Source organism: Roseitalea porphyridii (genome assembly GCF_004331955.1).
GTDB lineage: Bacteria > Pseudomonadota > Alphaproteobacteria > Rhizobiales > Rhizobiaceae > Roseitalea > Roseitalea porphyridii.
Genome location: NZ_CP036532.1, coordinates 1173581 through 1197404, shown reverse-complemented (window position 1 = coordinate 1197404; position 23824 = coordinate 1173581). Strand labels below are relative to the sequence as shown.

At 61.4% G+C, this 23824-nt stretch carries 23 protein-coding genes, 1 tRNA gene and 2 pseudogenes; 19 read left to right on the top strand and 7 right to left on the bottom strand.

The window, feature by feature from the left end:
• Positions 1–20 precede the first annotated feature (20 nt).
• Positions 21–1025, bottom strand: coding sequence for a glycerophosphodiester phosphodiesterase family protein (locus E0E05_RS05820; RefSeq protein ID WP_131615858.1), 1005 nt, complete (start codon positions 1023–1025; stop codon positions 21–23).
• Positions 1026–1119: 94 nt separating this feature from the next.
• Positions 1120–1506, bottom strand: a complete 387-nt coding sequence (locus E0E05_RS05815; protein ID WP_131615857.1) for a VOC family protein — start codon at positions 1504–1506, stop codon at positions 1120–1122.
• Between the two features lie 175 nt (positions 1507–1681).
• On the opposite strand from E0E05_RS05815, the gene E0E05_RS05810 reads away from it, so the two are divergent.
• Positions 1682–2269: a class I SAM-dependent methyltransferase gene (locus tag E0E05_RS05810; protein WP_131615856.1), complete on the top strand. Its 588-nt coding sequence runs from the start codon at positions 1682–1684 to the stop codon at positions 2267–2269.
• Between the two features lie 13 nt (positions 2270–2282).
• Here the strand turns inward: E0E05_RS05810 and E0E05_RS05805 are convergent, their stop codons facing one another.
• Entirely contained in the window at positions 2283–3041 is a 759-nt protein-coding gene (locus tag E0E05_RS05805) for an MmyB family transcriptional regulator (protein WP_131615855.1), read from the bottom strand.
• A gap of 126 nt (positions 3042–3167) precedes the next feature.
• Here E0E05_RS05805 and E0E05_RS05800 point away from each other — a divergent pair, with 126 nt between their 5' ends.
• Both E0E05_RS05800 and E0E05_RS05795 read left to right on the top strand, forming a co-directional pair.
• On the top strand, positions 3168–3584 hold the full coding sequence (locus tag E0E05_RS05800) for a PaaI family thioesterase (RefSeq protein WP_244597966.1): 417 nt from the start codon (positions 3168–3170) through the stop codon (positions 3582–3584).
• A gap of 85 nt (positions 3585–3669) precedes the next feature.
• Positions 3670–4047, top strand: coding sequence for a VOC family protein (locus E0E05_RS05795; RefSeq protein WP_131615854.1), 378 nt, complete (start codon positions 3670–3672; stop codon positions 4045–4047).
• Positions 4048–4117: 70 nt separating this feature from the next.
• Here the strand turns inward: E0E05_RS05795 and E0E05_RS05790 are convergent, their stop codons facing one another.
• Entirely contained in the window at positions 4118–4558 is a 441-nt protein-coding gene (locus E0E05_RS05790) for a ribbon-helix-helix domain-containing protein (protein WP_131615853.1), read from the bottom strand.
• Between the two features lie 235 nt (positions 4559–4793).
• A pseudogene (locus E0E05_RS05780) lies at positions 4794–5529 on the bottom strand (IS6 family transposase).
• Positions 5530–5559: 30 nt separating this feature from the next.
• On the opposite strand from E0E05_RS05780, the pseudogene E0E05_RS17885 reads away from it, so the two are divergent.
• The 8 genes and pseudogenes from E0E05_RS17885 to E0E05_RS05745 all read left to right on the top strand — a co-directional run.
• Positions 5560–5649, top strand: a pseudogene (locus tag E0E05_RS17885) (hypothetical protein); the annotation flags it as partial.
• 33 nt (positions 5650–5682) lie between these two features.
• Complete coding sequence (locus E0E05_RS05775; protein ID WP_244597964.1) at positions 5683–5991, top strand: transposase; 309 nt, start codon at positions 5683–5685, stop codon at positions 5989–5991.
• 163 nt (positions 5992–6154) lie between these two features.
• The gene (locus E0E05_RS05770; RefSeq protein WP_131615850.1) at positions 6155–7339 is read left to right on the top strand and encodes a tyrosine-type recombinase/integrase; all 1185 of its coding nucleotides are present in this window, start codon (positions 6155–6157) and stop codon (positions 7337–7339) included.
• Positions 7340–7354: 15 nt separating this feature from the next.
• On the top strand, positions 7355–7939 hold the full coding sequence (locus E0E05_RS05765; RefSeq protein ID WP_131615849.1) for a hypothetical protein: 585 nt from the start codon (positions 7355–7357) through the stop codon (positions 7937–7939).
• 65 nt (positions 7940–8004) lie between these two features.
• Entirely contained in the window at positions 8005–8205 is a 201-nt protein-coding gene (locus E0E05_RS05760) for a helix-turn-helix transcriptional regulator (RefSeq protein WP_131615848.1), read from the top strand.
• 101 nt (positions 8206–8306) lie between these two features.
• Complete coding sequence (locus tag E0E05_RS05755; protein ID WP_131615847.1) at positions 8307–9245, top strand: hypothetical protein; 939 nt, start codon at positions 8307–8309, stop codon at positions 9243–9245.
• A gap of 346 nt (positions 9246–9591) precedes the next feature.
• Positions 9592–10752 carry an AAA family ATPase gene (locus E0E05_RS05750; protein WP_131615846.1) on the top strand — a complete coding sequence of 387 codons (1161 nt, stop codon included), beginning with the start codon at positions 9592–9594 and terminating at the stop codon, positions 10750–10752.
• A gap of 287 nt (positions 10753–11039) precedes the next feature.
• Positions 11040–11810: a site-specific integrase gene (locus E0E05_RS05745; RefSeq protein ID WP_210215764.1), complete on the top strand. Its 771-nt coding sequence runs from the start codon at positions 11040–11042 to the stop codon at positions 11808–11810.
• Between the two features lie 6 nt (positions 11811–11816).
• Here the strand turns inward: E0E05_RS05745 and E0E05_RS05740 are convergent, their stop codons facing one another.
• On the bottom strand, positions 11817–12152 hold the full coding sequence (locus tag E0E05_RS05740) for a helix-turn-helix domain-containing protein (RefSeq protein ID WP_131615845.1): 336 nt from the start codon (positions 12150–12152) through the stop codon (positions 11817–11819).
• 202 nt (positions 12153–12354) lie between these two features.
• Between E0E05_RS05740 and E0E05_RS05735 the strand changes: the two genes are divergently transcribed.
• From E0E05_RS05735 to E0E05_RS05710, 6 genes are all read left to right on the top strand, one after another.
• Entirely contained in the window at positions 12355–12708 is a 354-nt protein-coding gene (locus tag E0E05_RS05735; protein ID WP_131615844.1) for a hypothetical protein, read from the top strand.
• A 34-nt stretch (positions 12709–12742) separates the two neighbouring features.
• Positions 12743–13012 (top strand): hypothetical protein, encoded by a 270-nt coding sequence (locus E0E05_RS05730; RefSeq protein ID WP_131615843.1) that lies wholly within the window; start codon positions 12743–12745, stop codon positions 13010–13012.
• Between the two features lie 385 nt (positions 13013–13397).
• Complete coding sequence (locus tag E0E05_RS05725) at positions 13398–16454, top strand: BPTD_3080 family restriction endonuclease (RefSeq protein WP_131615842.1); 3057 nt, start codon at positions 13398–13400, stop codon at positions 16452–16454.
• Positions 16454–17230 carry a hypothetical protein gene (locus tag E0E05_RS05720; protein WP_131615841.1) on the top strand — a complete coding sequence of 259 codons (777 nt, stop codon included), beginning with the start codon at positions 16454–16456 and terminating at the stop codon, positions 17228–17230. Before E0E05_RS05725 ends, E0E05_RS05720 begins: the two co-directional genes overlap by 1 nt.
• 15 nt (positions 17231–17245) lie before the next feature.
• Complete coding sequence (locus tag E0E05_RS05715) at positions 17246–17914, top strand: hypothetical protein (protein ID WP_131615840.1); 669 nt, start codon at positions 17246–17248, stop codon at positions 17912–17914.
• Between the two features lie 4 nt (positions 17915–17918).
• Entirely contained in the window at positions 17919–20930 is a 3012-nt protein-coding gene (locus E0E05_RS05710) for a site-specific DNA-methyltransferase (protein ID WP_131615839.1), read from the top strand.
• 160 nt (positions 20931–21090) lie between these two features.
• Here the strand turns inward: E0E05_RS05710 and E0E05_RS05705 are convergent.
• Positions 21091–21181, bottom strand: a tRNA-Ser gene (locus tag E0E05_RS05705).
• Positions 21182–21828: 647 nt separating this feature from the next.
• Here E0E05_RS05705 and E0E05_RS05700 point away from each other — a divergent pair.
• Both E0E05_RS05700 and E0E05_RS05695 read left to right on the top strand, forming a co-directional pair.
• The gene (locus E0E05_RS05700) at positions 21829–22938 is read left to right on the top strand and encodes a pyridoxal phosphate-dependent aminotransferase (RefSeq protein WP_158629281.1); all 1110 of its coding nucleotides are present in this window, start codon (positions 21829–21831) and stop codon (positions 22936–22938) included.
• Positions 22939–22984: 46 nt separating this feature from the next.
• Positions 22985–23692 (top strand): YitT family protein, encoded by a 708-nt coding sequence (locus E0E05_RS05695; RefSeq protein WP_244597961.1) that lies wholly within the window; start codon positions 22985–22987, stop codon positions 23690–23692.
• Positions 23693–23824: the final 132 nt, after the last annotated feature.

The following is a 23824-nucleotide window of genomic DNA, read 5'->3' as shown; positions in this document are numbered from 1 at the left end:
CATTGAAACGTCTGTCGGGATCACCGCATCGCTGCACTTGTTGATCGACCATCCGAACGCGCCTCGATGGCCGGGCCGATCAGTTCGATGCGGTTGGTGTAGATCCAGCCGGCAAAGCTGTCGGGCACGCGCGCCAGTTCCTCGAGGCTGTCGATGGCGCGTGAGCCGTTCTCCTTGAGCGCCGGGCCGATCAGCATGACGCCGCCGGGCGTGTCGGCAAAGCGCTGCTGCAGCCGGTCCGGCCAGCCCCAGAACAGCCAGGCGATGTCCTGCGGAACGACGATCCCCATATTGCAGGCGGCCGGCAGGCGCCCGGTCCATCCGGTGAGCAGGTATGATCGGACGCACGCTGCCGCCCGGTGCTTGCCGATCACCGGCACGCCGTTGTCGAGTTCGTTCCAACGCGCGTCGAAGGCCGGAAGCGCGAAGACCGTCAGGCGCGAGACATTCACGTTCCCGATCTCCCGCAAATAGGCCCAGAGCGCGTCGGCCTCCTCGGCAGTGGCGCCCTTCGCATGCAGTTCGAAGGCCTCGTCCGGGAAACGGGTCAGCACGTCGGCCAGCGACGGCATCGCGCCGACGAAGCGTCCCCGGAACGGATAGGTCTGCCCGCCATCGGCGGTATAGCCATGGCCGATATCGAGCGTCCTGAGCGTAGCCATGGTGTGGTCGCGGATGCGGCCCTCTCCGTCGGTCCGGCAGGCAAGGCCGTAATCGTGGAAGACGGCCCAGTCGCCGTCCGCGGTCCGGTAGATGTCCATCTCAATACGGTCGGCGCCGTAGGCGAAGGCGGCCTCCATGCTGGCAATCGTGTTCTCCAGATAGTCGTGGGCGGGCGGCAGCATGCGCTCGGCCGTGCAGGTGTCGTTGGTCAGTCCGGCCCGCTCATAGGGCTGATGCACGCCGCGATGGGCATAGAGCTTCGGTTCGCCCTCGGGGGCAGGCGCCAGCCAGGACGCGTTGTTGAGATAGAGCCCCAGAGCGATGGCGACGAATATCGCCAGCAGGACACGCAGGATTCTCATGCTTGTTTCTCGTCGAATGGTTTCGGATCGGATCGTCGGGCGCAGATGCGCCGATCATGAGGGCGAGACCGTGTCGCGGCGCCGGTCTCCTGCCTCACTCCTGCCAGCCGAACTGCGAAAAGCCGATCAGGTTGCCGGCCGGATCGCGCACATAGATTTCGCGCGCCCCATAGTCGGTGACGTGATCGGGCACGACGGTCTCGGTCTGAGGCAGCGCGGCGAGCACCGCGTCGAGCGAGGTCACCTCGAGGAAGACGACGGAGCGGTCGACGCGGTCGACCGCTTCGGGCCTTTGCGCGCGCGCCGACGAAAACGACTGGTACATCAGCTCGACGCCGTCGCCGGCGATGATGGCAAAGCCAATGCCGTCGCCTTCGGGCACGGTCACGGGCACCTGAAGCCCGAGCGCTGTCCAGAATTCGGCGCACGCCTTGACGTCCTCGGCAAGCAGGATCGGCGTCGTCTTGCGAAAGCGGACCATGGCGGCTGTTCTCCGTCGGCTTGGCCAAATCATCTGCCGCCACTTGGCAAGGGAGCCGCCCGAAGGACAATAACGTCGAAGGTTATTGTTCGGCCAAGGTGGGCGTTTTACCTGCTCGTCGAATGCAAAGTCACCGAACGGTGCTTGCCGCGGCTCTCGGCATTGGAAAGACCTGATGATCGACGACACGTCCAACGGCTATGAAGCGGTCGCCGATGCGTTCGTGGCGGCGCGATCGCGCACGACCACCGGCGTCGCGATCGTCCGCCAATGGGCGGCGTCGCTTCCGGCCGTTGGAACGGTTGTCGATATCGGCTGCGGTTCGGGCGAGCCGGTCACCGCCGCTCTGCTCGACGCCGGCCTGACCGTATCCGCCCTCGATGCCTCGCCGGCGCTGGTCGCTGCGTTCCGGCGGCGTTTCCCCGATGTCGAGGTGGCATGCGAGCCGGCCGAACGCAGCCGGTTCTTCGGTCGCCGCTTCGACGGCGCCGTCGCGATCGGCCTGATGTTCCTTTTGCCCGATACCGCCCAGCGCGACCTGATCGGACAGGTCGCCGGGGCGCTGAAGCCCGGGGGGCGGTTCCTGTTCACTGCGCCGCGCCAGGCCTGCGCCTGGGACGATGTGCTGACCGGCCGGCGGTCGTCGTCGCTTGGGGCGGAGGAATACATCCGCGTTCTCGACGAGGCGGGACTGGACGTGATCGCCGAACATGTCGACGAGGGCGAGAACCACTATTTCGAGGCGCAAAAGCGCGCCGCCTGATCGGGCTAAAGGCTTACGGCGGAAACGTCTCGGCAAGATTGCGTTCGCTGTCGGCGCCGACGGGAAAGAACAGTTCCGTTCGCAGATCCGCGAGCGTCAGATCGTTCGCGGTGTTGAAGGCCGCCTGGATCGAGACGAGCTCGATCACCCGCCCGTTGATACCGAGCCTCGTGGTGACGGCGGCCGACGCCGGCGCGGCAAGCGGGCTCTGGCCGCTGAGCGCGGCGAGCGTCTCCGCCGCCTTCGCCGTCTCGGCATCGTTGCGCCGTCTTGCCTCGGCGCCGAGCCGTTGGGACAGGGTCAATGTCGCCTCCCGCCAGTTGAGAAGGGCGCCGCCGAGCGTCGGGTCGTCAACCAGGGCGGCAACGAGGCTGTCGCCCGGCGCGATGCCGACGCGGCGCAGCAGCGTTTCGCCGACGCGATTGCACAGCACGATCCGCCAGTCCGGATCGAGCGCCCAGCCCGGATAGGGATCGTGCCGATCCAGCAGGCGGGTAACGGCCTCCATGAACGGTGCAAGTTCGGCGCTGTCGAGCGGCCGGCTTTCATAGATCGGCGCGAAGCCCGCCGCCGTCAGCCAGTCATTGCGGGCATGAGCCGGCACGTTCAGCGCCTCGGCAAGGCGCAGCGCCATGTCGCGGCTCGGCGCCGCCTTTGAGGTTTCGAGGTAGGAGATGTGCCGCGTCGAGACGTCGGCGGCGAGCGCCAGCGCCATCTGGCTCATCCGCCGCCGGCTTCGCCAGGCCTTCAATGTCTGTCCGAATGCCTTCAAGGATCTGGCCTCCGCCACCCGACAGACGGGCGCGTGTCTTTCGGCAGCATCATAACGCCTGACGTTATTGATTCCAGTACCTCGTTCGGGCCGACTGGGCGTGACAACAGCGGATCGGAGGTTGCCATGCCGGACTTCGCGATGACGAACTTCGCCGAGGCGGACTTCGCCCGTGCGATGCCGTTCGCCCGACTTATCGGGCTCGAGGTGACCGAGGCGACGCCGGAAAAGGTGGTCGGTGCGGTCACGGTCAGAGCGGAACTGTGCACCATCGGCGAGAGCGCCCATGGCGGCACGCTGATGGCCTTCGCCGACTGTCTCGCCGCGATCGGCGCCCATCTCAATCGGCCGGAGAGGGCGGCCGGCACGATCACCATCGAGAGCAAGACGAATTTTCTGGGGCGCGCCGCGAGCGGTACGCGACTCGTCGGTACGGCGTTGCCGGTTTCGGTGGGCAGGCGCGTTTCGGTGTGGCAGACGACCATCGAGGACGAGGCCAAACGTGCGATCGCGCTGTCGGTTCAGACCCAACTCGTCTTGTAACCCCGCGCTTTCGCCATCGCCGGTTTCCAACACCCGGTCGGTAGGCTGCACTGCGAACCGGAGACGCAACTTTGAACATCCGCCCATGACCGCCAATCCCGTTTCATACATCGAGATACCGGCAAACGACCTCGACCGGGCGATCGCCTTCTACAGTGCCGTCTTCGGTTTCGAACTCGAACGGGCGACGATCGACGGCTACGAGATGGCGCTCTTCCCGCATGCCGAGGGCAAGCCCGGCGCAAGCGGCGCGCTGGTCAAGGGCGATGTCTATGAGCCGTCAAAGGCCGGCGCGATCGTCTATCTCTCGGTTGCCGACATCGACAGGGCACTGACCCTGGCGGCGGAAAACGGCGCGCAGGTGCTCTATTCCAAAAAGGATATCGGCGATCAGGGCTTCGTCGCCGAAATCGAGGACAGCGAGGGCAACCGCATCGCGCTGCATCAGTCGATCGCAACATGAAAGGGCGTGCTTGAAAAAGTTGAGCAATGACCCTTTTGGTCATTAGCGCCGCATGGCGGAGCGCAGGAAGCTAAGCCCCATTTGTCGGGCTCTTTGATTCATGGTTGGGAGCTGCCTCGTGGGATACCTCCTTCGTCAGCGTGCTGCCTTTGGCGAGTCGCCGGCCGAGCGCCTCGACGAAGCCCTCATAGCGTTCACGGCCCTTCGCCTGGGCGGCATCGCGCATCGCATCGGGCAGCGGCGGCGTGGTTGTGAGCCAGAACTTGACGAAGAGCGCCACAGCTTCAGTGGAGATCGTGACGTCGCGTTCCAGGCGTTCGATGGCGCGGGTGAGCCGGTCGAGCCGGCGGACGATGGCGGCTTCGCGCTGATCGGCGCCGTCGGGCGAGAGGTAGGAGGCGAGCGCGGCTTCGACGATCTGCGACTTGGACACCTTTCGGCGCGCCGCGAGACTTTCCAGCTCGGCCGCCAGTGTGGGATCGAAATAGACGTTGAGGCGATCCTTCTTCATCTAGGTTCTCTCAAAATCTAGGCCCTCTCAAAGCTCGATCCCGTCTTCAGGATCGAGCGAGGCCTGACGCGCCACGCCCCGGAACCGGTCCCGGAGTTGCTTCGCCCGCTGCGCGTCGTCGTCCGGCTCATCGTCCAGCGCCGCGAACTCCTCGCGCGCGGGCGCGGGACGTTCAGGCGCGATGGAGCTGTCAGACCAACTCGAACCAGTCTCCGATTGCCGGACGTGCCCTGCCCTATGCCGCCAGAAGCTGACGCCACTCGGCAAGAGCGGCGGTGCGGTTTTGCTTGAAGTTTGATCGGCTGTAGAGGTGGCGTTCCTGATTGAAGCACGCCCTCGGGCTTGACCCGGGGGTGGTTATAAACCGAGCCGTGGATGGCGGCGAACTTCTGCAGACTTCGCATTTGCCGGAACCGGAGCATCGCCCGTTCTCGTCTTCGTAACGGTAGATGGCTGTTCTCGGCCCGGTTGTTGATCCAGCGGCCGCTTGTTTCATGACGGCTTTCGTCGATACCCAGCTCCCGCATCGCCGCGCCATAGGACTTCAGCTTGTCGGTGACGATGGCCGCGGGCTTGCCATGGCGTTTGAGGAGTTTTCGCAGCAATTTCAGTGCTGCTTTGCGATCACGCGTCTTCGTAACGACCGCGTCCAGCACTTCGCCTTCGTGGTCAACGGCACGCCACAGATAGCAAGTCTCGCCATTCACCTTCACGAACATCTCGTCCAGATGCCAGCGGCAGCGGCTTGAGCGCATCGCTTCAATCCGGCGCTTGCGGATCTCTCCGGCAAACATCGGCCCGAACCGGTTCCACCAGTAGCGCACCGTCTCATGGCTGACATCGATGCCGCGCTCGTGCAGCAGGTCCTCGACATTGCGCAGCGACAGCGGGAAGCGCACATACATCATGACCGCCAGGCGGATGATCTCTGGTGATGTCTTGAAGTAGCGAAACGGGTTGGCCTTGCTCATACCCCAACGCTACGAGACCGCCCTCGCCCGATCAACGCCGTTTCCTTTGACAACGCCACCAAGCCCGCAGGCGAGAACGTCCTGCAGCAGCAGGGCCGTTTCGATGACTTCATCGAGTACTACAACACCGAACGTCCGCATCAGGGCCTCGGCATGGCGACCCCCGCCGAGCGCTACGAAGAAAACACGCGGCCCTATCGCGGGCTGCCGGAGATCGACTACCCCTTCCACGACAAGACTGTCACCGCCACCAGCTGCGGCCGCATCTGCGTCAGGCGCAAAAAGGTCAACCTGTCGACAGTCTTTGCAGGACAGAAGGTCGGCATCCGTCAGGTCGAAGACCGCCTCTGGCTCGCCAGCTTCATGAGCTACGATCTGGGATACTTTGACGAGGACACCTGCCGACTGGAACCGATCAAAGACCCCTTCGGACAAAATGTGTTACCTATGTCTCGGCAATAAACTGTAACCCATGTGTCCGGAATGGACCTGGGACTGGCTGGCGGAGAGGAAGGATATCCACAGGCGTTTCTTTACCATGGATCATGCCACTTTAACATTCTGAAATCGCTCTTTTAATTGACCCCAAAGAACACCAAAGCCTACCGTTTGCTCCAGTCTTGGAATGGAATTCGTGGGACAAACTGTGGGGCAAGGACCCAAACGCAACGGACTGACGGTAAAGCAGGTTGGCGAGTTGACCCGGCCCGGTCGCTACTCGGACGGCAACGGGCTCTACCTTCACGTTCGTTCGGGCGGATCAAAGCAGTGGATCGTCCGATACACCGCCGCTGGCCATAAGCGTAGAGATATCGGTATCGGCCCGGCTGACGCGGTCACGCTCGCCGATGCACGGATTAAAGCCCTTGAGATCAAGAAGACCATCCGCGCCGGTGATGATCCAATTGACCAGCGCAAGCGCGACGATAGCGAACACACATTCGAAAAGGTGGCTGATGAGGTTTGGCGCCACAACCGTCCGAGTTGGCGTAACCCGAAACACGCCGATCAATGGATCAACACGCTGCGCTCATATGCGTTTCCAGTGATCGGCAAATGTCATGTTGCCGATGTGACGAGCGATCACATCATCGAAATCCTCCTGCCGATCTGGCTAAGCAAGCCCGAAACCTCCAACCGCGTCCGTCAACGTATGAACGTCGTGTTTGAATGGTCCATCGTCAAAGGGCTTCGTAAGGATGCCAATCCGGTCCAAGGCGTGGCGCACGTTCTCCCCAAACGCCGACGGCAAGTGCGGCACTTTCCGGCGTTGCCTTGGCGGCAACTGCCTGTTTTCTACGCCGTGTTGGCCGCGCAGACGAGCGTTTCAGCGTATGCGCTGCGGTTTGCAATCCTGACGGCCGCGCGATCCGGTGAAGTTCGGTTTGCTGAATGGTCCGAGATCGATGTCGAACAGCGGCTCTGGACCGTTCCTGCCGACCGTATGAAAATGGGCAGGCAGCATCGCGTTCCGTTGTCCGACGAGGCCATCATGGTCTTGAGATGCTGCGAAGGGCTACATGATAGGCTGATATTCCCATCTCCCCACACCAGCAAGCCGCAATCGGACATGGCGTTCAGTCAGCTGCTCAACCGCATGGGCTACGTGAACATCACCACGCATGGGTTTCGATCCACTTTCCGCGATTGGTGTTCCGAAGCCGGCAATGTACCCTGGGAAGTTGCGGAACAGGCACTAGCTCATCAGCGAGGCGATGCGACGGAGCGCGCCTATGCAAGGTCTGATCTGCTGGATCAACGACGACGTGCCATGATGAACTGGGCCAGTTACGCAATTTCAACTGAGTGAAGCCATCTTGGCTTCATGCTGAGGAAAGAAGAACGACACCCGTCATTAGCCTATGGGCATTTCGGCCTCTTGGTATCCTACAACGTCAATCCGTTCACGCGCCTAGACGCATATCATCAGTTCTACAAGATTGGCGTGATCGCCGCGCTGTTTGATGCTGCAGCCTTTTGGATAGGCCAGTTGGAACGTGGTGCGCTCGATCAGATTGCCGACGCGGGCATCGATTTCAAAAAGCACCAATGGATTGCGCCGGGTCTAAAGGACGCTTCGAGCAGTTTTGGCAATCGGTCTTTTTCTCAGCTCGTTCCGCGACCTAATAAAGATGAGCAATCCGAGTTAGAGCTGTTGAGGTGGGTCGCCGTACGCGTGGCCATGCAGGAGGGTTTTAAAGATGACGACCGCTTTGAGCGGGCAGCCGAGATGCTGGCGGAGCGCAAGTATGATTATGCGGTCGCAAGCAGCATAAAGAAGTCCGTGCGAGGCATGAGTACGGCTATCAAGAAGCAGCCTCTGCAAGAGAAGTTCTACCCTTCCGACCGCGTTCGCCAGCTGGCACTCTCAGAAAAACTAGAAATAGTCAAGGGGCGAATTCACAGTTAATTCACCTCTTTTCCCACCGTCGCACCAAGTCAGACTGTCCTCACCCAAAATTAGGAGGACCGTCTATGACCGATAATCAGAGATATCTTCGCGCCAAAGAAGCGGCCCGCTATCTGGGCGTTTCCAATTCCGTACTTGCAAAAATGCGAATGCGCGGCGACGGGCCGCCGTATCGCAAATTTGGCTCCCGCGTCGTGCTGTACGTCCGCAGTGAGTTGGACGATTGGCTCGAGAACGACTGCAAAGCACCGACCGAAAATGCCTGATCGATCATTTGAATTGGCGCCAACCGCTGGCGTCCAGTCGAGGGCCTCTGCGACCGCTGTTTCGAACTTTTCGTCTTAAAGCCTCAATAAGAGCAAAAACCATGTCCTTCCAGCTCAACCAAACGATCCTACAATCAGAGATTAAGATCGACCGGATCACCATATGCACAAATGAACCTAACCACGAGTTTGCCCAAGCCAGTATCAAGCACCTCATGCACACCAATTTCATTGAGGAACTCTCAGGAATAAAGGTCCGACCGGGAAGCCGCTATGTCATTGATGTAAAGCTCGATTTTCCGTTGGGCCTGCTGAGCAATCACTCTCCTCTCAAGGGAAAGACATCGGTAGCAAAAGCATTTTTCCAGGCTGGGCCAAAAGCCCCTGGTGTTCCGACCTATCGGCTTGAGCTCAATCCTAGCAACTTCGAGCCTCACGACTGGATTGAATTGGAAGCTTTCATTGCGAGCTCAACCAACTTCGAATGGCAGACATTTGTCTGGAAAGGAAAGATCACGCGCTTGGATTTGGCCATTGACATGCCAGGCCGCCAGTTGTCTGAGCTGCTCTTTGGCTCAAGCCGTAAGCAAAAGCATGGCGTATACGGTGATCGCAATTCTTATCCCGAGACCCAGTATTTTGGTGCCTCAAACCGTTCTAGGGTTGTGGTGTATGACAAGCAAAAGCCACCGAAGAAGAAACCACTTTTGCGGCTGGAGAGACGGCTATATCCGGCCGTGTTCGGTGCTGATCTGATTGCGCTCAAGAACCCTTTTTGCGGCATTCGAGCATGGCACGTCAGCATTCTCGATTGTCTTCCGCCCAGCCCTTACAAGCAGCAGATCGAAGACAGTTTGCGACTTCGCGGTATCAATCGGGGCCTTTCGGAACTGCCGAAACCCGATCGCAACATCCTAAGGAAGGCTCTCAAGAGCCAAGGCAGTGCCGACGCTGAGTTCGAGGCCCTCTGGGAGGATTGGCCGAAAGTTCTTGACCAATATAACATCGTGCTGCTCAAGCCGAAGTACATCCATCTTTGAGCCATAAACCGGCTCTCTCAACACATACAAATTGGTGTCGGAAGTCGTACACGCGACTTCTTGCGTGAGATCAGCCGCATGTTGGCGGCAAACCGGAGGCACTCAAAGGTACAGATTTCCCGGTTGGAGGAGGTGCACAGCGATTGTGTACCCATTCTTCGCACTCGCGTCAGAATACAAAAAAGGTCGGTCTAGTCATTGTTTTGAATGGAATTTTCAGTGCGACAATGGAAGTACAAACATGGCCTTATCGCGCGCTTTCCGCTTGGTTCCCGCCCGCCATCAGCTACGATAATGATGGGATCGCCCGATTTGGTCTGCCCCCTGGAAAAACAGGAGGTGAACCGTGGGCCGAACTGCGCTTTTCAACGACATCAAACAGGAACTGGATGCAGCTCTTGCTGGCACGACCGGCGCTGCGCCACCGAGACCACTCAATCGGCGGGTCAGCCCGTGGTTGGCAGCGAGCCTGCTGCAGAAATCGATCCGGCGTGGACAGACACAATGGGCAATGGCTGCCGCCGATCACATGCTGCGCATCGATCCAGATCGCCTTTGGCGGCGGCTGCTCATCATAGCCTTCGAGGATGTCGGCATCGCCAATTTGCAATTGATTGCACAGGCGACCGCCGCCACTCAGTTTCGTCGAACCTATGAACAGCGGGGAATGGCAGCGACAGCGGTCCACTTCATGGCGAAGGAACTGGCCGCGTCACCCAAATGTCGAGCCAGTGACGATAGCTATACAACAATTGAAGGTTCATCGGAGATTAGCCGCTTCATGCAAGAGAGGTTCGATTGGCCGCTGCCCGACCTGATGGCCTGCGTGATGGATAGCCAAATACCTATCGAAGAACGTACCTCTGCACTGTGGCTGGCGTTGGGTACGCAACAAAAGGGCGTGACCGGTTTACCCGTCAGACGAGGGCAACCAAAGGCCACATTTGATCTGATGATCGATTTGGGTTGGCCGCATACGCTGGTCGAGATCGCTCGGGCCGGATATGCCAAGACGGGCGAGATCATCTGCGCTTTCATTCCCCTGCTTCTTGCAGATTGGCGCTCGCTTGACGACGTGGGGGACATCACCTGCCCATCCCCACAAGCGCCAAGATGGCAAGTGCGGGACGATGCCATTCCGCCGCTCAAGACTGACGACGCGTTCGGAATTCCGTTGTTCGCCCTTGATCAGTTCACGCGCGAGGGGCAATGGGCGATGCGCCGGTTCCTGCAAGGACCATCTGAAACGGCGCGCCTTGTCCGCAATCACATCGCTGTCGATGAGCGGCGCTCGGTTTTCGGATTGCTGCTGTTCTATGCCGATAGCAGTCTGCTGAAGAAGCGGCTGGTCTGGACGACCGGAGCGGACCTACGGCACAGAGCGACTGCGATTGTCAGCGCACGGTTCGGTTCCGATGCCGACCTAATCCTAAACCAGATGCGCTCCGATCTTCCGCTTCTGGATGCAATCCGAGCCGAAGCCGCAAACACGGCTAACTCGCTATAACTCCCAATTATCACGACTTTCGTGGAAACGCCGATGCGTGAACCAAATCGAGACGAGGGTGCCGCAGAATTTGCAATTGATTGCACTGATCGGCGCATAGAAAACCCAGTGCAATCAATTGCAAATTCACAGGGCCAAGCAAACTCGGGGCAATTTCCGCCCATATCCACGGATACAGCCGTCCAATCCTTCCTTTCCCAATCCCTCAGCCCGGCCACCAAACGGGCTTACAAGGCGGACATGGCCGCCTATGAGGCGTGGGGGGAACCATCCCCTCAACTGATGCGATGATCGCAGGCTACATCGCCTTGTTGGCTCAGACGCATGCGGTCTCGACGATCGCGCGAAGGCTTGCCGCCATTGGCAAGACACATCGTGCGCGCGGGCTCGCCGACCCGACCAAGTCCGAATTGGTCAAGGCCACGATGCGCGGGATCAGGCGAACCAACGGCACCGCCCAGGTGGAGGCCAAGCCGCTATTGCGGGACGATCTGTTCGCCGTCCTCGAACGGATGGGAGATCGGCCGAAAGACGTGCGTGACCGTGCGCTGCTCCTGCTCGGCTTTGCAGGCGCCTTCCGCCGATCCGAGCTCATAGGGTTGAACGCCGAGGACATCGACTTTGCCCGCCAGGGCATGGTCATCACGCTACGGCGCTCCAAGACCGATCAGGACGGCGCGGGGCGCAAGATCGGCATCCCCTTCGGCCGAACCCGCCATTGCCCTGTCAAGGCGCTCGAAGGTTGGCTGGATAATTCGGCGATTGACCGCGACCCGATCTTCGTCGTCATGGATCGACACGGGCGAACGCGTGACAAGCGGCTCTCGGGCGAGGCCGTCTCCATCATATTGAAGACACGACTTCGCCAAGCCGGCATCAATCCGGCCGGATATTCCGGTCATTCCCTGCGCGCGGGCTTTGCCACCAGCGCGGCAATGGCCGGGGCATCCATGCTCAAAATCCGGGGGCAAACCGGTCACGCCAACGACGCCATGCTCGCGCGCTACATACGTGACGGCGATCTCTTCACAGACAACGCGGCGGGGGCGGTTCTGTAGCGATGCTCAGTGTTTGGAGCGTAGCGCGACGTCGATCAGATCGGAAATCCAACGCAGATCATTGTCATCGAGCCTGGCGAGTCGTGCCGCCAATTCGGCGTAGGCCTTCGTTCGCAGGATTCCGCTCGGAATCTCGGTCGTGAACAATTCGGCGGGATCAACTGATAGTGCTTGAGCAAGACGTTCGATAAGAGCAAACCGAGCTCCTGACGCGCCTGTCTCAATTTTCGAAATTGTGTCGACGCTTACGTCGACGAGCTCGGCAAGCCGCTGCTGCGTCATGCCGGACCGCCTGCGGTGTGCAGCAACAAGGTGGCCGAAGCGTCGTTTCAGATCGGACAAAGCAATCTCCCACGGCAGCTTTAGAGGCGCTGCGGGGAGACGGCAGGGATTTAGATTAGGGTTTTTTCAATACTAAGGGTTTAACATCGTACTCACAGCAATCCTCACCCGAGTTCCTAAGCGGAGCGGAGCGGAAATGAAAAAGAAGGCATCAAAGAGCATGCGAAGAAGGAGCCGTCGGGCTCACCGACGCAGTTGGGTCGTGGCCACCATGATTTCGCTGACTTGCATCACCATCTTCACGCCTGGCACGGCGTTCGCCCAATCCCATGACGTCTTCCAGAAGTTGGAGAACGTGTTCTTGGGCAACGCGTCGGCTTCGCACATTCGACGCCTCGTCGTTGAAGCCGCCCATCGGTATGACATGCCGCAGCAGTCCAGCAGCTATTACGAAATCGGTGATGTGTTGGTCGCATTGCGCACAGGCATGAACGGGGTAACCGAAATGCAAGTGCTGCAATGTGCGCTTGTGCTCGGTAGCCCGGTATACAAGCAGCAGAGTCTGGATTTTCGAGACGCGGCTGCCATTTGCGCCGCCACCTTGGCATCTGGTTGATGCAGATCGGGACTAAAGTCGCCCGGAGAGAATGATGATCAGATTTCTGTTTTTCATCTGGCTGGCCGCCATGACCGGATGGGTCGGCTTCGCCATCGGCTACAGCGGTGGCAGTCAATGGGCGATCTTTGGGTGCTTCCTCTTGATTGTATGGTTCGTCAGGCAGGCGTTTCCCGACAAGAACCGGGGCAAGTTTCGGAGGGCGTTTATGGTGGAGCTGCACGCCCAACGGCAGGCCGAGAAGGACGCCTTCGAGGCGGAAGTGAACCGCCGCGCGCAGGAACTGCTCCGACAAAAAGGGTGATCGGTGATCCGATGCGCAAGTCGCGCATCAATCGTTGCTGCAAAGGCGTTGTCGGACCAACGAGGGTATCATCACGACGATTGATGGCCTGAAGCGCGTTGACGATGCATCCATCTCGTCTCGCGGCCCTTGGCTGTCTCAGGCACAGCAAGTGAGTTCGCCGCACCACATGGAATCCGACGCGAACGGATATCTCGCACTTGAGAACAGCACCACCGACACCGAAGACGACATTCCGGGACCGGTCTGCCACCCGAATGAAGGCGAAACGACAGCGGACGCCCTCGTGAACGGAGCGCGCCAGGCACCGTTTCATTGTGAGCTACAATGATTTACTGATTCGAGCCTTGCGACGTGCGCGGGGAGGCGACTAAGCGTCATTCGAATGTCTTCATTTGAGCAAAGTCCAATACTGAACACCCCCTTTTCCGAGCCAACTTCTCATTGGGTTCTCGACTCGAAGGGGCAGCCTACCAGGGATGTGAGACAAGGCAGGCGCGACCCGGGCTATGTGGTTCCCGTTGCCGCACCGCGTCGTTCGAACAATCAAGACGAGCTCAACCTGGGTGCCGACAAGATCGCAACGCAAAACACTCTGGTCAAACTGGTCCGTCCGGAGGTCGACCGCTGGCGCGCCCTGCCACCTTCGAAATGGAACGTCACCCCGGAGACCGAACGCCTTCTGCGTTGGTGGCGTGACAGGTCTGTGCGCGAGTTCCCATTCTTCTTCTGCCAGCTGGAAGCCGTCGAGACGATCATCTGGCTAACCGAGGTCGCGCCGAAATCCTATCGCGAAGAACTGATCGTAGCGAACGACACGGCCAATCCGGGCCTGTTCCGCATCGCGGCCAAGATGGCGACCGGGTCGGGCAAGACGACCGTCATGGCGCTGCTGATTGCTTGGCAGGCGATCAACGCGGCGCGCCGTCCGACCAGCAGCCGCTTCACACGCGGCTTCCTGCTCATTGCGCCCGGCATCACCATCCGCGACCGGCTTCGGGTGCTCCAGCCGGAGGAAAACGGCAATTACTTCGAAGACCCCAAGCGGCGCATCGTGCCGCCGGAGATGCTGGGTGATCTGCGCAAGGCGCGGGTGGTGGTGACCAACTACCACGCTTTCCAGCTTCGCGAGACGATGGCCGTGAAACCGGAGGCGAGGAAGCTCCTCGCAGACCGGGGCGAGGAGCCGAAAAAATTCCTCGAAACGGAAGGGCAGATGATCCATCGGGTCGCGGGCAAGCTCATGGGCCTGAAGCGGGTCATCGTCCTGAATGACGAGGCGCACCATTGCTATCGCGAGAAGCCAGGTGACAGCGAGGAACGCGAGCTCGACAGCGAGGAAGCGGACGAGGCGAAAAAGAACAACGAGGCCGCCCGCGTCTGGATTTCCGGCGTGGAAGCCGTCTCCCGCAAGCTCGGTGTTCAGGCTGTCTACGACCTATCCGCCACGCCATTCTTCTTGCGCGGCTCCGGCTACCCGGAAGGCACACTGTTTCCGTGGGTCGTCTCCGATTTCACGCTGATGGATGCCATCGAATGCGGCATCGTGAAGACGCCGCGCCTGCCAGTGCTGGACGATGCCGTCTCTGGCGACATGCCGAAATATCGCGCGCTCTACGCCAATCTGCCCAAGAACGCGTTGCCCAAGAAGGGGCGGCGCAAGACGGCGAACGAACTCGACCCCGAGGAACTGCCAGAGCTTCTGCGCGGTGCGCTGGAAGCGCTCTACCGTCATTACGAAACGACGTTCGACGAATGGGAGGACGCGGGCATCGACCGTCCGCCGGTCTTCATCGTCGTGGCCAACAACACCGCGACATCCAAGCTGATCTACGATTTTATTTCCGGTTATGAGCGCAGCCAGACCGTTGGCGACCAAACGACAAGCCGATTGGTCGAGGGCAAGCTGAAGCTCTTCTCCAATGTGCATGAAAATGGTGGCTGGAGGGATCGCCCGCGCACGGTCCTCCTCGACAGCGAAGCGCTGGAAGCGGGCGACTCCCTGCCCGATGACTTCCGAAAGGCGGCAGCGCAGGAAATCGAAGAGTTCCGCGCAGAAGTCGCCCGGCGGGACGGTGCGGCAGCGGCGGAAAAATTAGCGGACGCGCAAATCCTTCGCGAGGTGATGAACACCGTCGGCCAGACCGGCAAGCTCGGCGGCGACATCCGCTGCGTCGTCTCAGTGTCGATGCTCACCGAAGGCTGGGACGCCAACACGGTCAGCCACATTCTCGGCGTGCGCGCGTTCGGCACCCAGCTTCTGTGCGAGCAGGTCGTCGGTCGCGGCCTTCGCCGGGTCAGCTACACGCCGGGCGCGGACGGCAAGCTGTTGCCCGAATATGCCGATGTGTTGGGCGTGCCCTTCGATTTCACGCAAAGCCCGTCGCCGGCGAAGATCACGCCACCGCCACGCATGACGCGGGTTCGCGCGCTACCCGAGCGGGCGGCCTGCGAAATCCGCTTCCCCAACATCTCTGGCTATCGCGTTGCCTATCCGCCGGGGCCGCTGGTGGCGAACTTCACCGATGATTCCAAACTCACCGTCACGCCGGACGACATCCCAACGACGACCGATGTCGAACCCATCGTCGGCGAGGGCATCGAGCTGACCCTCGACAATTACGAGACCCAGCGGATGAAATCGGTCTACTACGCCGTCGCGGGCTACACGCTGCGCCGCTACATCCGCGAGGACTCCAAGCCCAAGGCATTCACACCCGGCGAGGAACCGGACCGGTCACCGGCGCCTGAAATCCCGCTCCACCGCTTCGGCGAACTGCTGAAGATCACCGAGCGCTGGTTCGATGAATGCCTGACCTGCTACGGCCAGAACCGCGAGGCGATGAAGCGGCTGTTCCTCTGGCGTCCGCTGGCACAGAAGGCGGCCGAGCGCATCGCGCGGGCCTGTGCGCCGTCGTCAGCACAGGAATTCGTCCGAGCCATCCCCAATCCCTACAACGAGGAAGGCTCCACCCGCTTCGTCGATTTCGCAACCTCGAAGGCTGACCTGTTCAAGACCGATCCGAACCTCTGCCACGTCGAGTTTGTCGTCGCCGATCAGGACTGGGAGAAAGCTTTTGCCGAAGCCATCGAGCGCGAGCTTTCGGACGTTTGCCGCGCCTATGTGAAGAACCACAATCTCGGCTTCGAGGTGCCGTATGAGTATCGCGGCGAGACCCACCGCTACCGGCCCGACTACATCCTCTCCCTCGATGACGGCCACGGTCCCGACAATCCGCTGAACCTCGTCGTCGAGGTGAAGGGCCGGCGCGGCGAGCCGGACGCGGCCAAGGCTGACACCATGGCGACCCGCTGGGTGCCGGGCGTCAACGCGCTTGGTCGCTTCGGGCGTTGGGCTTTCGTGGAGTTCGACAATCCATACACGTTCGCGGGCGGGGTTCGCGGCCTTCTCATAGCCGGCCAAAGCAAGGTGGCTGCCTGATGGAGACCACGGAGAAGATCGTCGAAGCATATGTGCGCTACGTGAAGGGATGGGCGACTATACCGAATCTGCGTTGCGACGGGCAGTTCGAGATCGATCTGATCGCCATCGACCCGGTCAACCTCGGGCGCTACCACATTGAGACAACCGTCTCCGGCTCGCAAAGCTATTCGAAACTGACAGCCAAGGAATTCTCGCTCGAAAAGCACAACCAGCGCGTCCAGAAGGCCGGCCAGCGTCGCACAGTGGGCTTTTTCGTCGAACGCAAATTCGGCCAACCGCAGATCGCCGCGAAGCTGAGAGAATACGGCTTCACCGACGACAACTCACACAAGGTCGTTGTCACTTGGGACTGGACGCCCGAAGCCGAGGAAGCCGCCACGAGGGCGGGCATTGAGCTTTGGAGCTTCCAGTCCATCATGGCCGAGATCGCCAACAGTATCCGGCATCAGCGCGCCTACTTTACTGACGACACACTGCGCACCATCAACTTGTTTGTCAGAGCGATGCAGGGCTTGCAGCGCGACGACGTTAAACCAGAAAGCACTCCACCTAAAGCGGAGGCCGGCGAATACTGGGTTTATCGCAACTGGGTCCATAAGCGCGCCCGACTGCATCGCCCGTCTTGTGGCTACTGCAACTTCGGTAAAGGCACGCAGGGCGTGGACAGCCGCAGCACGGGGGAGTGGCGACCCTTCCCCGATATTGAAGCGGCCAGAACATACCTCGATGGGCTTGGCTATGACGATGCGGCGACCTGCGGCGTGTGCATGTGACTGGAAGCGGCAAGCATGTTCCACGGATATAATAAAGGCATTCAAGCTGTTGTCGGACAGATCGTGTCGCAGACCGATGATCTTTGCGGACGCATTGGCCGATCCGTTCACGACGAGGACGACTTCACTTCGCGTATGGCCGACAGGATCGAGCGCAGCGTCGATGGTGCATTTGTCGGCGGCATGACTTGGAGCGTTGAGACTCGAAAGCTCCCTTGGCGCGGCCCTCAGTCGGAAGAACGTCGCTTTGGGGCAGACTTGGGCCTGGTCCTGCGCATGTCGGGCAAGGGCTTCGACGTCTCGAAAGGCTACCTGATCCAGGCAAAGATGGTCGACCACATCGACCTCGAACTGTTCAGCAAGCCACCTTTCTCGAAATCGGACCGTGTTTTCGGTCAGTGCGAAGACATGCTTCGTACCACCTCCGAGGCCTACGTCTGGCTCTATTCACCCGCTGGCATCTCGATCTTGCGGGCGGGATCGATGGTGAACACCGCGCCCGAGCTGATACCGCAGATGCGCCGCCAGAGCCTCCACGGCTTCATGACGCGTGCGTTCATGTCGTGGAGCGGCGATTACCGGCTGGGCGATTTGAGCAAGAAAAGCCTTGAGATGATGACAGAAGAATTCCGCGTGAAACAGGCCGTCCTGATCCACGCCACCGAAGCGCGGGCAGAGGAATAACAAGATGGCCAAGAAACCCTCGAAACCGCAGGACGTTGAAAACTACAAGCACGACGCCGCCAAGCGCACCATGATCCCCACGGCCGAGCAGCAGGGCTTTGTGGAGGAGGACGAGGCGCGGCCAATCAAGCTGCGCTATCCGCGCAATACCGACCTTGATCCGCAGCTTGTCTGGCGCGGCAGGGATGCCGAGGACGCGACCGATCTCTATGTCGATGCGCCCCCTGTTTACATTCAGGAAAAGATCCATCCGCGCGCGATCATCGAGCGGCTGAAACGCGAGACCGCGGCGAGGCGTGAGGCTTCCGCCGACATGCCGGACCTGTTTGCCGATTTCAACGGCAGGCCGGACGACCTTGAAGCCCGCACCGAGTTCTATGCCCACGAGCAGAACTGGCAGAACCGCATGATCCTCGGCGATGCGCTGATGGTCATGGCGAACCTCGCGGAGCGCGAGAACCTGCGCGGCAAGGTGCAGTGCATCTACATGGACCCGCCCTATGGCATCAGCTTCAATTCAAACTGGCAGGCGACCACTGGCTCGCGAAACATGGATGACAAGGCGGCCTATGTCAGCCGGGAGCCGGAGGTCATCCGGGCCTTCCGCGACACCTGGAAGGACGGCATCCACTCCTACCTCTCCTACCTGCGCGACCGACTAACCGTGGCGCGCGACCTGCTCACCGAGAGCGGCTCGATCTTCGTGCAGATCGGGGATGAGAACGTACACCGCGTCCGCGCGCTGATGGATGAGGTGTTTGGGGAGAAGAACCGGGTTGCGCTGCTGCTAGTTAAAAAGAAGGGAGGGCAAAAGGCAGGATTCATTGAGGAAATCAATGATTACATCGTTTGGTTCTTCAAAGACCGGGGAAAAGCAAAGTTTAATGCACTTTTTGAAGCTCCATCCGATGAAAGCGAGATTGCAGAAGACTTCAAGAATGTTCGGCTCTTGGACGGCTCTTTCACAACCATCGCGGCTTTGGCCAAGCAAGACGCTGTCGGTTCGCTATATGCCATTCGACCATCCGAAGTGACTCGCGCGCATCCAAGCTCTGAGTTGTTCACGTCAGAGAACATCGTCGCTGGAGGCGTTCGGATTAATCAGAGTCACCTGTTCCCCTACCAGGGTCGGCTGTTCGACCCGGGTTTGGCAAAGGGCAACTGCTGGAAACATACAGCCCACCCGGACCAGGGCACAAAGAGCGGCATGTCTCGTCTTGCGCGCTCTGACCGACTCTACGTGGGCGACAAACAGATAAGGTACATCAGAAAATTCAGTGACTTCGGCATGCAAGCCGTTTCGAACTGGTGGAGCGGCTTTGGGGGCGCATCCGACAGAAGATACGTTGTGCAAACCAACGAGCGGGTGGTGGAACGTTGTATTCTTATGAGTACCGACCCCGGGGATCTTGTCCTGGACCCAAGCTGCGGCTCAGGCACGACCGCTTATGTTGCCGAGCAATGGGGGCGCCGCTGGATCACCATGGATACGTCTCGTGTAGCGCTGGCGCTCGCTCGAGCGCGTCTGATGGACGCCTGTTATCCCTTCTACCATCTCAAGGATTCCGAAGCGGGGCTGGAGAAGGAAGCAGAGATCACTGGCCTTGCCGCCCATGCCGACCGGCTGGCCGAGGTGCGCCGGGCGGGGCACAGACCCGATCTATCGCTTGGCTTTGTCTACCGTCGCATTCCAAGAATCACATCCGCTGTTATGGCCAACAATGCCGAGATCGACGATCTGTGGGATGACTATCACCCCGCCGTCGAAACGGCGCTGGCATCCCTCAATGACAGTCTGAAGGGCCATGGAACACCCTTCCCCGTTACGACCGGCGGACGCGCGGACAAGGCTATCGACTTCACCGCCGCTGGTGACGTTGAGATGCCGTCCGGTGAGTTGGCACCCGCAAACGGCTTCATGGAATGGGAAGTGCCGCGCGATGCACCGGAAAGCTGGCCGATTGCAGCGAAGACCGCACTCGAAGCCTTTTGGAACGCGCGCATCGCCCGGCAACAGGCCATCGACGCCTCCATCGAGCGCGAGGGCAACCGGAACGCCGAGTTCCTCTACGACCAGCCCTATGAGGATAGGAAGGTCGTCCGCGTCGCCGGACCCTTCACAGTGGAAAGCCTGTCGCCCTACCGCGTCATACCGTCCGAGGACGATCTCGGCATTCTCGACATGCTACGCGACGAGGAAGGCGATCTGCCACCCCGGATGCTGCCCAAAGAGCAGACAGACTTTGCCGAAGTCGTCATGGAGCACTTGAAGACGGCGGGCGTACAGAACACCAAGAAGGGCGAGCGGCTGGAATTCGGTTGCATCGAGCCATGGCCCGGCAAGGGATACGTCGCCTTCGAGGGGCGCTACGAGGAACGTGGTGCGACCCGGCGCGCGGCCATTGCCATTGGCCCGGAATATGATGCTGTCGGCTATGAATTCGTCCGCAACGCGGCTCGCGAGGCGCGCGACGCCTTCGATATCCTGATCATTTGCGGCTTTCAGTTCGCCCCAGAGGTGGATGACTCGATGCTCAACTTCGGGCGTCTGAAGGTGCTGAAGGCGCGGATGAATCAGGACATCCGCATGGGCGACAAGCTGAAGAACACCGGCGCGGGCAACCTGTTCGTCGTCTTCGGCGAGCCGGACATCGATGTGCGCGAGGCGGGCGAGGGCCAGATCGAGGTGGAGATCAAGGGCGTCGACATCTTCGACCCGACCACGGGCGAGGTGAACTCGTCGAACGATCCGGCCGAGGACATCGCCTGTTGGTTCATCGACGATGATTATGATCAGGAGAGCTTCTTCGTGCGTCAGGCCTATTTCCTCGGCGGCGCATCAGGCGATCCTTACAAGGCGCTCAAACGCGCGCTGAAAGCCGAGATCGACGAGGAAGCATGGGCGACGCTGCACACCACCGTCTCCGCGCCCTTCCCGCGCCCGGACGGCGGGCTCATCTGCGTGAAGGTGATCAACCATTTCGGCGACGAAGTGCAGAAGGTCTTTAGCACTTAGCCAAGGAGCGAATAGATGAGCTTAGTCCTCGCCGGGGCTTTATCGAACTCGCAAGAACGAAGGGGCGGATGATTCACATTGCAATGTGGGGCAAAATGTGGGGCGCACACGGGCACCAATCCCATAACCACTTCAAATCACTGGTGAACTCGGCGAGCAATGGCGGAGAGGAAGGGATTCGAACCCTCGATACCCTTTTGGGGTATACTCCCTTAGCAGGGGAGCGCCTTCGACCACTCGGCCACCTCTCCGCGCGGCAATCCGCCTATCACGATTTTCCGGCCCGTCAAAGCGCCGACGCCACCCATCCGGCCTTCGCCGGCATGCGCCTTCGAAAACGGACAGCCAAGGCCCGCCCCGCCCCAGGCACAGGCCCTGGAAGACCGGCGGCCAACTTCCGCGCCAGATGTCTTCGAAGGGAAACAGCGCAAATTCGGTCTCCTGCCGCCGCCCAGACGAGGGACGCATCCTGCCCGGCGGCGTCGTGGGGGGCTTGAGGTCCACCCTGCCCGGCGGCGTCTTGCCGAGGCGAGGTGCGCACCGTGCGTGGTGGCCCTGTGCCGGGGCTTGGGGCGCACCTGTCCGGCGGCGGCGTGGGGGCTTGGGAAGCATCCTGCCCGGCGGCGGCATGCCGGGGCTTGGTGCGCACCTTGCCTGGTGGGCGCGTGCCAGGACTTCGGATGCACTCTGTCTTGTGGCCGCGTGCCGGGACGACGAGGGATCCGACCGCGCGATAGCAAGGATGGCGGGCTGCACGGTGGCGTGCCTCCCGCTGCGGCGGGCACGGCGGCCTGACACGACCTGGTCCGCGCAGGCGCGGGCGGTCGTCGCCGTGCGGCTTACCGCAGCGGGAAAATCTGCTATCAGCGCACGATCGCACCCCGCAGGAGCCGCGCCGATGCCGCCCCGCCCCACCCCGCTCGTCGCGGCCTTGCCGGCGACCATCCCGTTCGTCGCGCCCGAGCGCACCGAGCGCGACACCGGCCGGCCCTTCCTCGCCCGGCTCGGTGCCAATGAGGGCAATCTGGGTGCTTCTCCCGCCGCGATGACGGCCATTCAGGCGGCCTCGGGCGATGCGTGGCGCTATTGCGATCCCGAATGCTGGCCCCTGCGCGAGCGGCTCGCCATGGAGTTGGGCACGAAGATGGACGAGATCGTCGTCGGGCCGGGCATAGACGGGCTGCTGGGGCTGGTCGTGCGCATCTTCGCCGGTGCCGGCGCCCCGGTCGTCAGTTCGCTTGGCGCCTATCCGACCTTCAATTTCCACGTCGCCGGCCATGGCGCCAATCTGGTCACCGTACCCTATCGCGACGATCACGAGGATCTGGAGGCGCTGGCGGCTGCGGCCCGCGACGCGGCGGCCGCCATCGTCTATGTCTCCAATCCCGACAATCCGATGGGCACCTGGTGGGATGCGTCCGCGCTCGGACGCTTCTTCGATGCGGTGCCCGAGGACACGCTGATCGTGCTCGACGAGGCCTATGGCGAGACCGCGCCCGAAGGCACGCTGCCGCCGGTCGACACGTCCCGGCCGAACCTGTTGCGCCTGCGCACCTTTTCGAAGGCCTACGGGCTGGCGGGCCTCAGGTGCGGCTATGGCTTCGGCCACCGCGACCTGATCGCGCCGTTCGACAAGGTGCGCGACCATTTCGGCGTCAATCTCGTCGCCCAGCGCGCCGCGCGGGCGGCGCTCGATGACCGGCTCTGGCTGGCCGAGACGGTCGCGCAGATCGCGGCCGCGCGCGAGACGATCGCCACGATCGGGCATGACGCCGGGCTCGTGCCGATCGCCTCGGCCACCAATTTCGTGGCGCTGGACTGTGGCGGCGACGGCGCCTTCGCCATGAACGTCCTCAAGGCGCTGATGGCGGCGCGCATCTTCGTGCGCAAGCCGATGGCGCCCGGGCTCGACCGGTGCATCCGGGTCAGCGTCGGCCGCGCCGAGGAACTCGAAGCGTTCGCGGCCGCCCTGCCCGCGGCGCTGGAGACCGCGCGCGGGACGGGTTGATCGCGACGCGCCGATGCCGCACCCTGCGGCGGTGATCTGGGCCATCATGACGGGCAAACACGAAAAGGGTCCCGATCCGATGAACACCGACACCGCATCCGGCACGGGCGCGTCCGAGGCGGGCACGCGCAAGCCGCCGGACGTGATGATGATCCGGCCCAGCCGGCACACGCTGCCCGAGGACGTCTTTGCCATCACGATCGGGGTGGCGCTCGTCTCGTTCGGCGTGTTCCTGTTCCAGCAGGCCGAGCTTGTCGTTTCGGGCGTCGCCGGCATCGCGCTGGCGCTGTCCTATGCAACCGGGCTCGACTTCTCGGTGCTGTTCTTTTCGCTCAACCTACCCTTTTATGCGCTGGCCGTCGGCGGCATGGGCTGGCGCTTCGTCATCAAGACCTTCTGCGCGATCGCGCTGATGAGCGTTCTGGTCCGAACCTACCCCGCCCTGATCGACATCGCGGCGCTCGAGCCGGCCTTCGCGGGCCTGATCGGCGGCATCATGATCGGCCTCGGACTTCTGGCGCTGTTCCGGCACGGCGCGGGCCTGGGCGGCATCAACATCCTGGTCTACTGGCTGCAGTCGACGCGCGGCCTGCGCGCGGGCTACGTCCAGCTCGGCATAGACGCCGTCATCCTCGCCGGCGCGGCGCTGGTGATCGGCTGGCAGGGGATCATCTGGTCTGTCGCCGGGGCCGTGATGTTCAACCTGATCCTCGGCGTCAATCACAAGCCGGGCCGCTATGTCGGGGTGAGCTGATCGCCCGCTTCGGGCGGCGGCAAAGGGAATGGGGCCGCGCGCCCTGCCCCCATGGCGCGCGGCCCGATCAGCGGTCCCCGAAAGCGCCGTCCCCTGCCCGGCGCCCACCCGCTGAATGGCGGAGGCCAGCCG

Excerpts from the sequence above, each read along its gene's own strand:
- E0E05_RS05820 (WP_131615858.1), bottom strand. The coding sequence starts at position 1,025 with ATGAGAATCCTGCGTGTCCTGCTGGCGATATTCGTCGCCATCGCTCTG.
- E0E05_RS05815 (WP_131615857.1), bottom strand. The coding sequence starts at position 1,506 with ATGGTCCGCTTTCGCAAGACGACGCCGATCCTGCTTGCCGAGGACGTC.
- E0E05_RS05810 (WP_131615856.1), top strand. The coding sequence starts at position 1,682 with ATGATCGACGACACGTCCAACGGCTATGAAGCGGTCGCCGATGCGTTC.
- E0E05_RS05800 (WP_244597966.1), top strand. The coding sequence starts at position 3,168 with ATGCCGGACTTCGCGATGACGAACTTCGCCGAGGCGGACTTCGCCCGT.
- E0E05_RS05795 (WP_131615854.1), top strand. The coding sequence starts at position 3,670 with ATGACCGCCAATCCCGTTTCATACATCGAGATACCGGCAAACGACCTC.
- E0E05_RS05790 (WP_131615853.1), bottom strand. The coding sequence starts at position 4,558 with ATGAAGAAGGATCGCCTCAACGTCTATTTCGATCCCACACTGGCGGCC.
- E0E05_RS05775 (WP_244597964.1), top strand. The coding sequence starts at position 5,683 with ATGGCGACCCCCGCCGAGCGCTACGAAGAAAACACGCGGCCCTATCGC.
- E0E05_RS05770 (WP_131615850.1), top strand. The coding sequence starts at position 6,155 with ATGGAATTCGTGGGACAAACTGTGGGGCAAGGACCCAAACGCAACGGA.
- E0E05_RS05765 (WP_131615849.1), top strand. The coding sequence starts at position 7,355 with ATGCTGAGGAAAGAAGAACGACACCCGTCATTAGCCTATGGGCATTTC.
- E0E05_RS05760 (WP_131615848.1), top strand. The coding sequence starts at position 8,005 with ATGACCGATAATCAGAGATATCTTCGCGCCAAAGAAGCGGCCCGCTAT.
- E0E05_RS05755 (WP_131615847.1), top strand. The coding sequence starts at position 8,307 with ATGTCCTTCCAGCTCAACCAAACGATCCTACAATCAGAGATTAAGATC.
- E0E05_RS05745 (WP_210215764.1), top strand. The coding sequence starts at position 11,040 with ATGATCGCAGGCTACATCGCCTTGTTGGCTCAGACGCATGCGGTCTCG.
- E0E05_RS05730 (WP_131615843.1), top strand. The coding sequence starts at position 12,743 with ATGATCAGATTTCTGTTTTTCATCTGGCTGGCCGCCATGACCGGATGG.
- E0E05_RS05725 (WP_131615842.1), top strand. The coding sequence starts at position 13,398 with ATGTCTTCATTTGAGCAAAGTCCAATACTGAACACCCCCTTTTCCGAG.
- E0E05_RS05720 (WP_131615841.1), top strand. The coding sequence starts at position 16,454 with ATGGAGACCACGGAGAAGATCGTCGAAGCATATGTGCGCTACGTGAAG.
- E0E05_RS05715 (WP_131615840.1), top strand. The coding sequence starts at position 17,246 with ATGTTCCACGGATATAATAAAGGCATTCAAGCTGTTGTCGGACAGATC.
- E0E05_RS05710 (WP_131615839.1), top strand. The coding sequence starts at position 17,919 with ATGGCCAAGAAACCCTCGAAACCGCAGGACGTTGAAAACTACAAGCAC.
- E0E05_RS05700 (WP_158629281.1), top strand. The coding sequence starts at position 21,829 with ATGCCGCCCCGCCCCACCCCGCTCGTCGCGGCCTTGCCGGCGACCATC.
- E0E05_RS05695 (WP_244597961.1), top strand. The coding sequence starts at position 22,985 with ATGACGGGCAAACACGAAAAGGGTCCCGATCCGATGAACACCGACACC.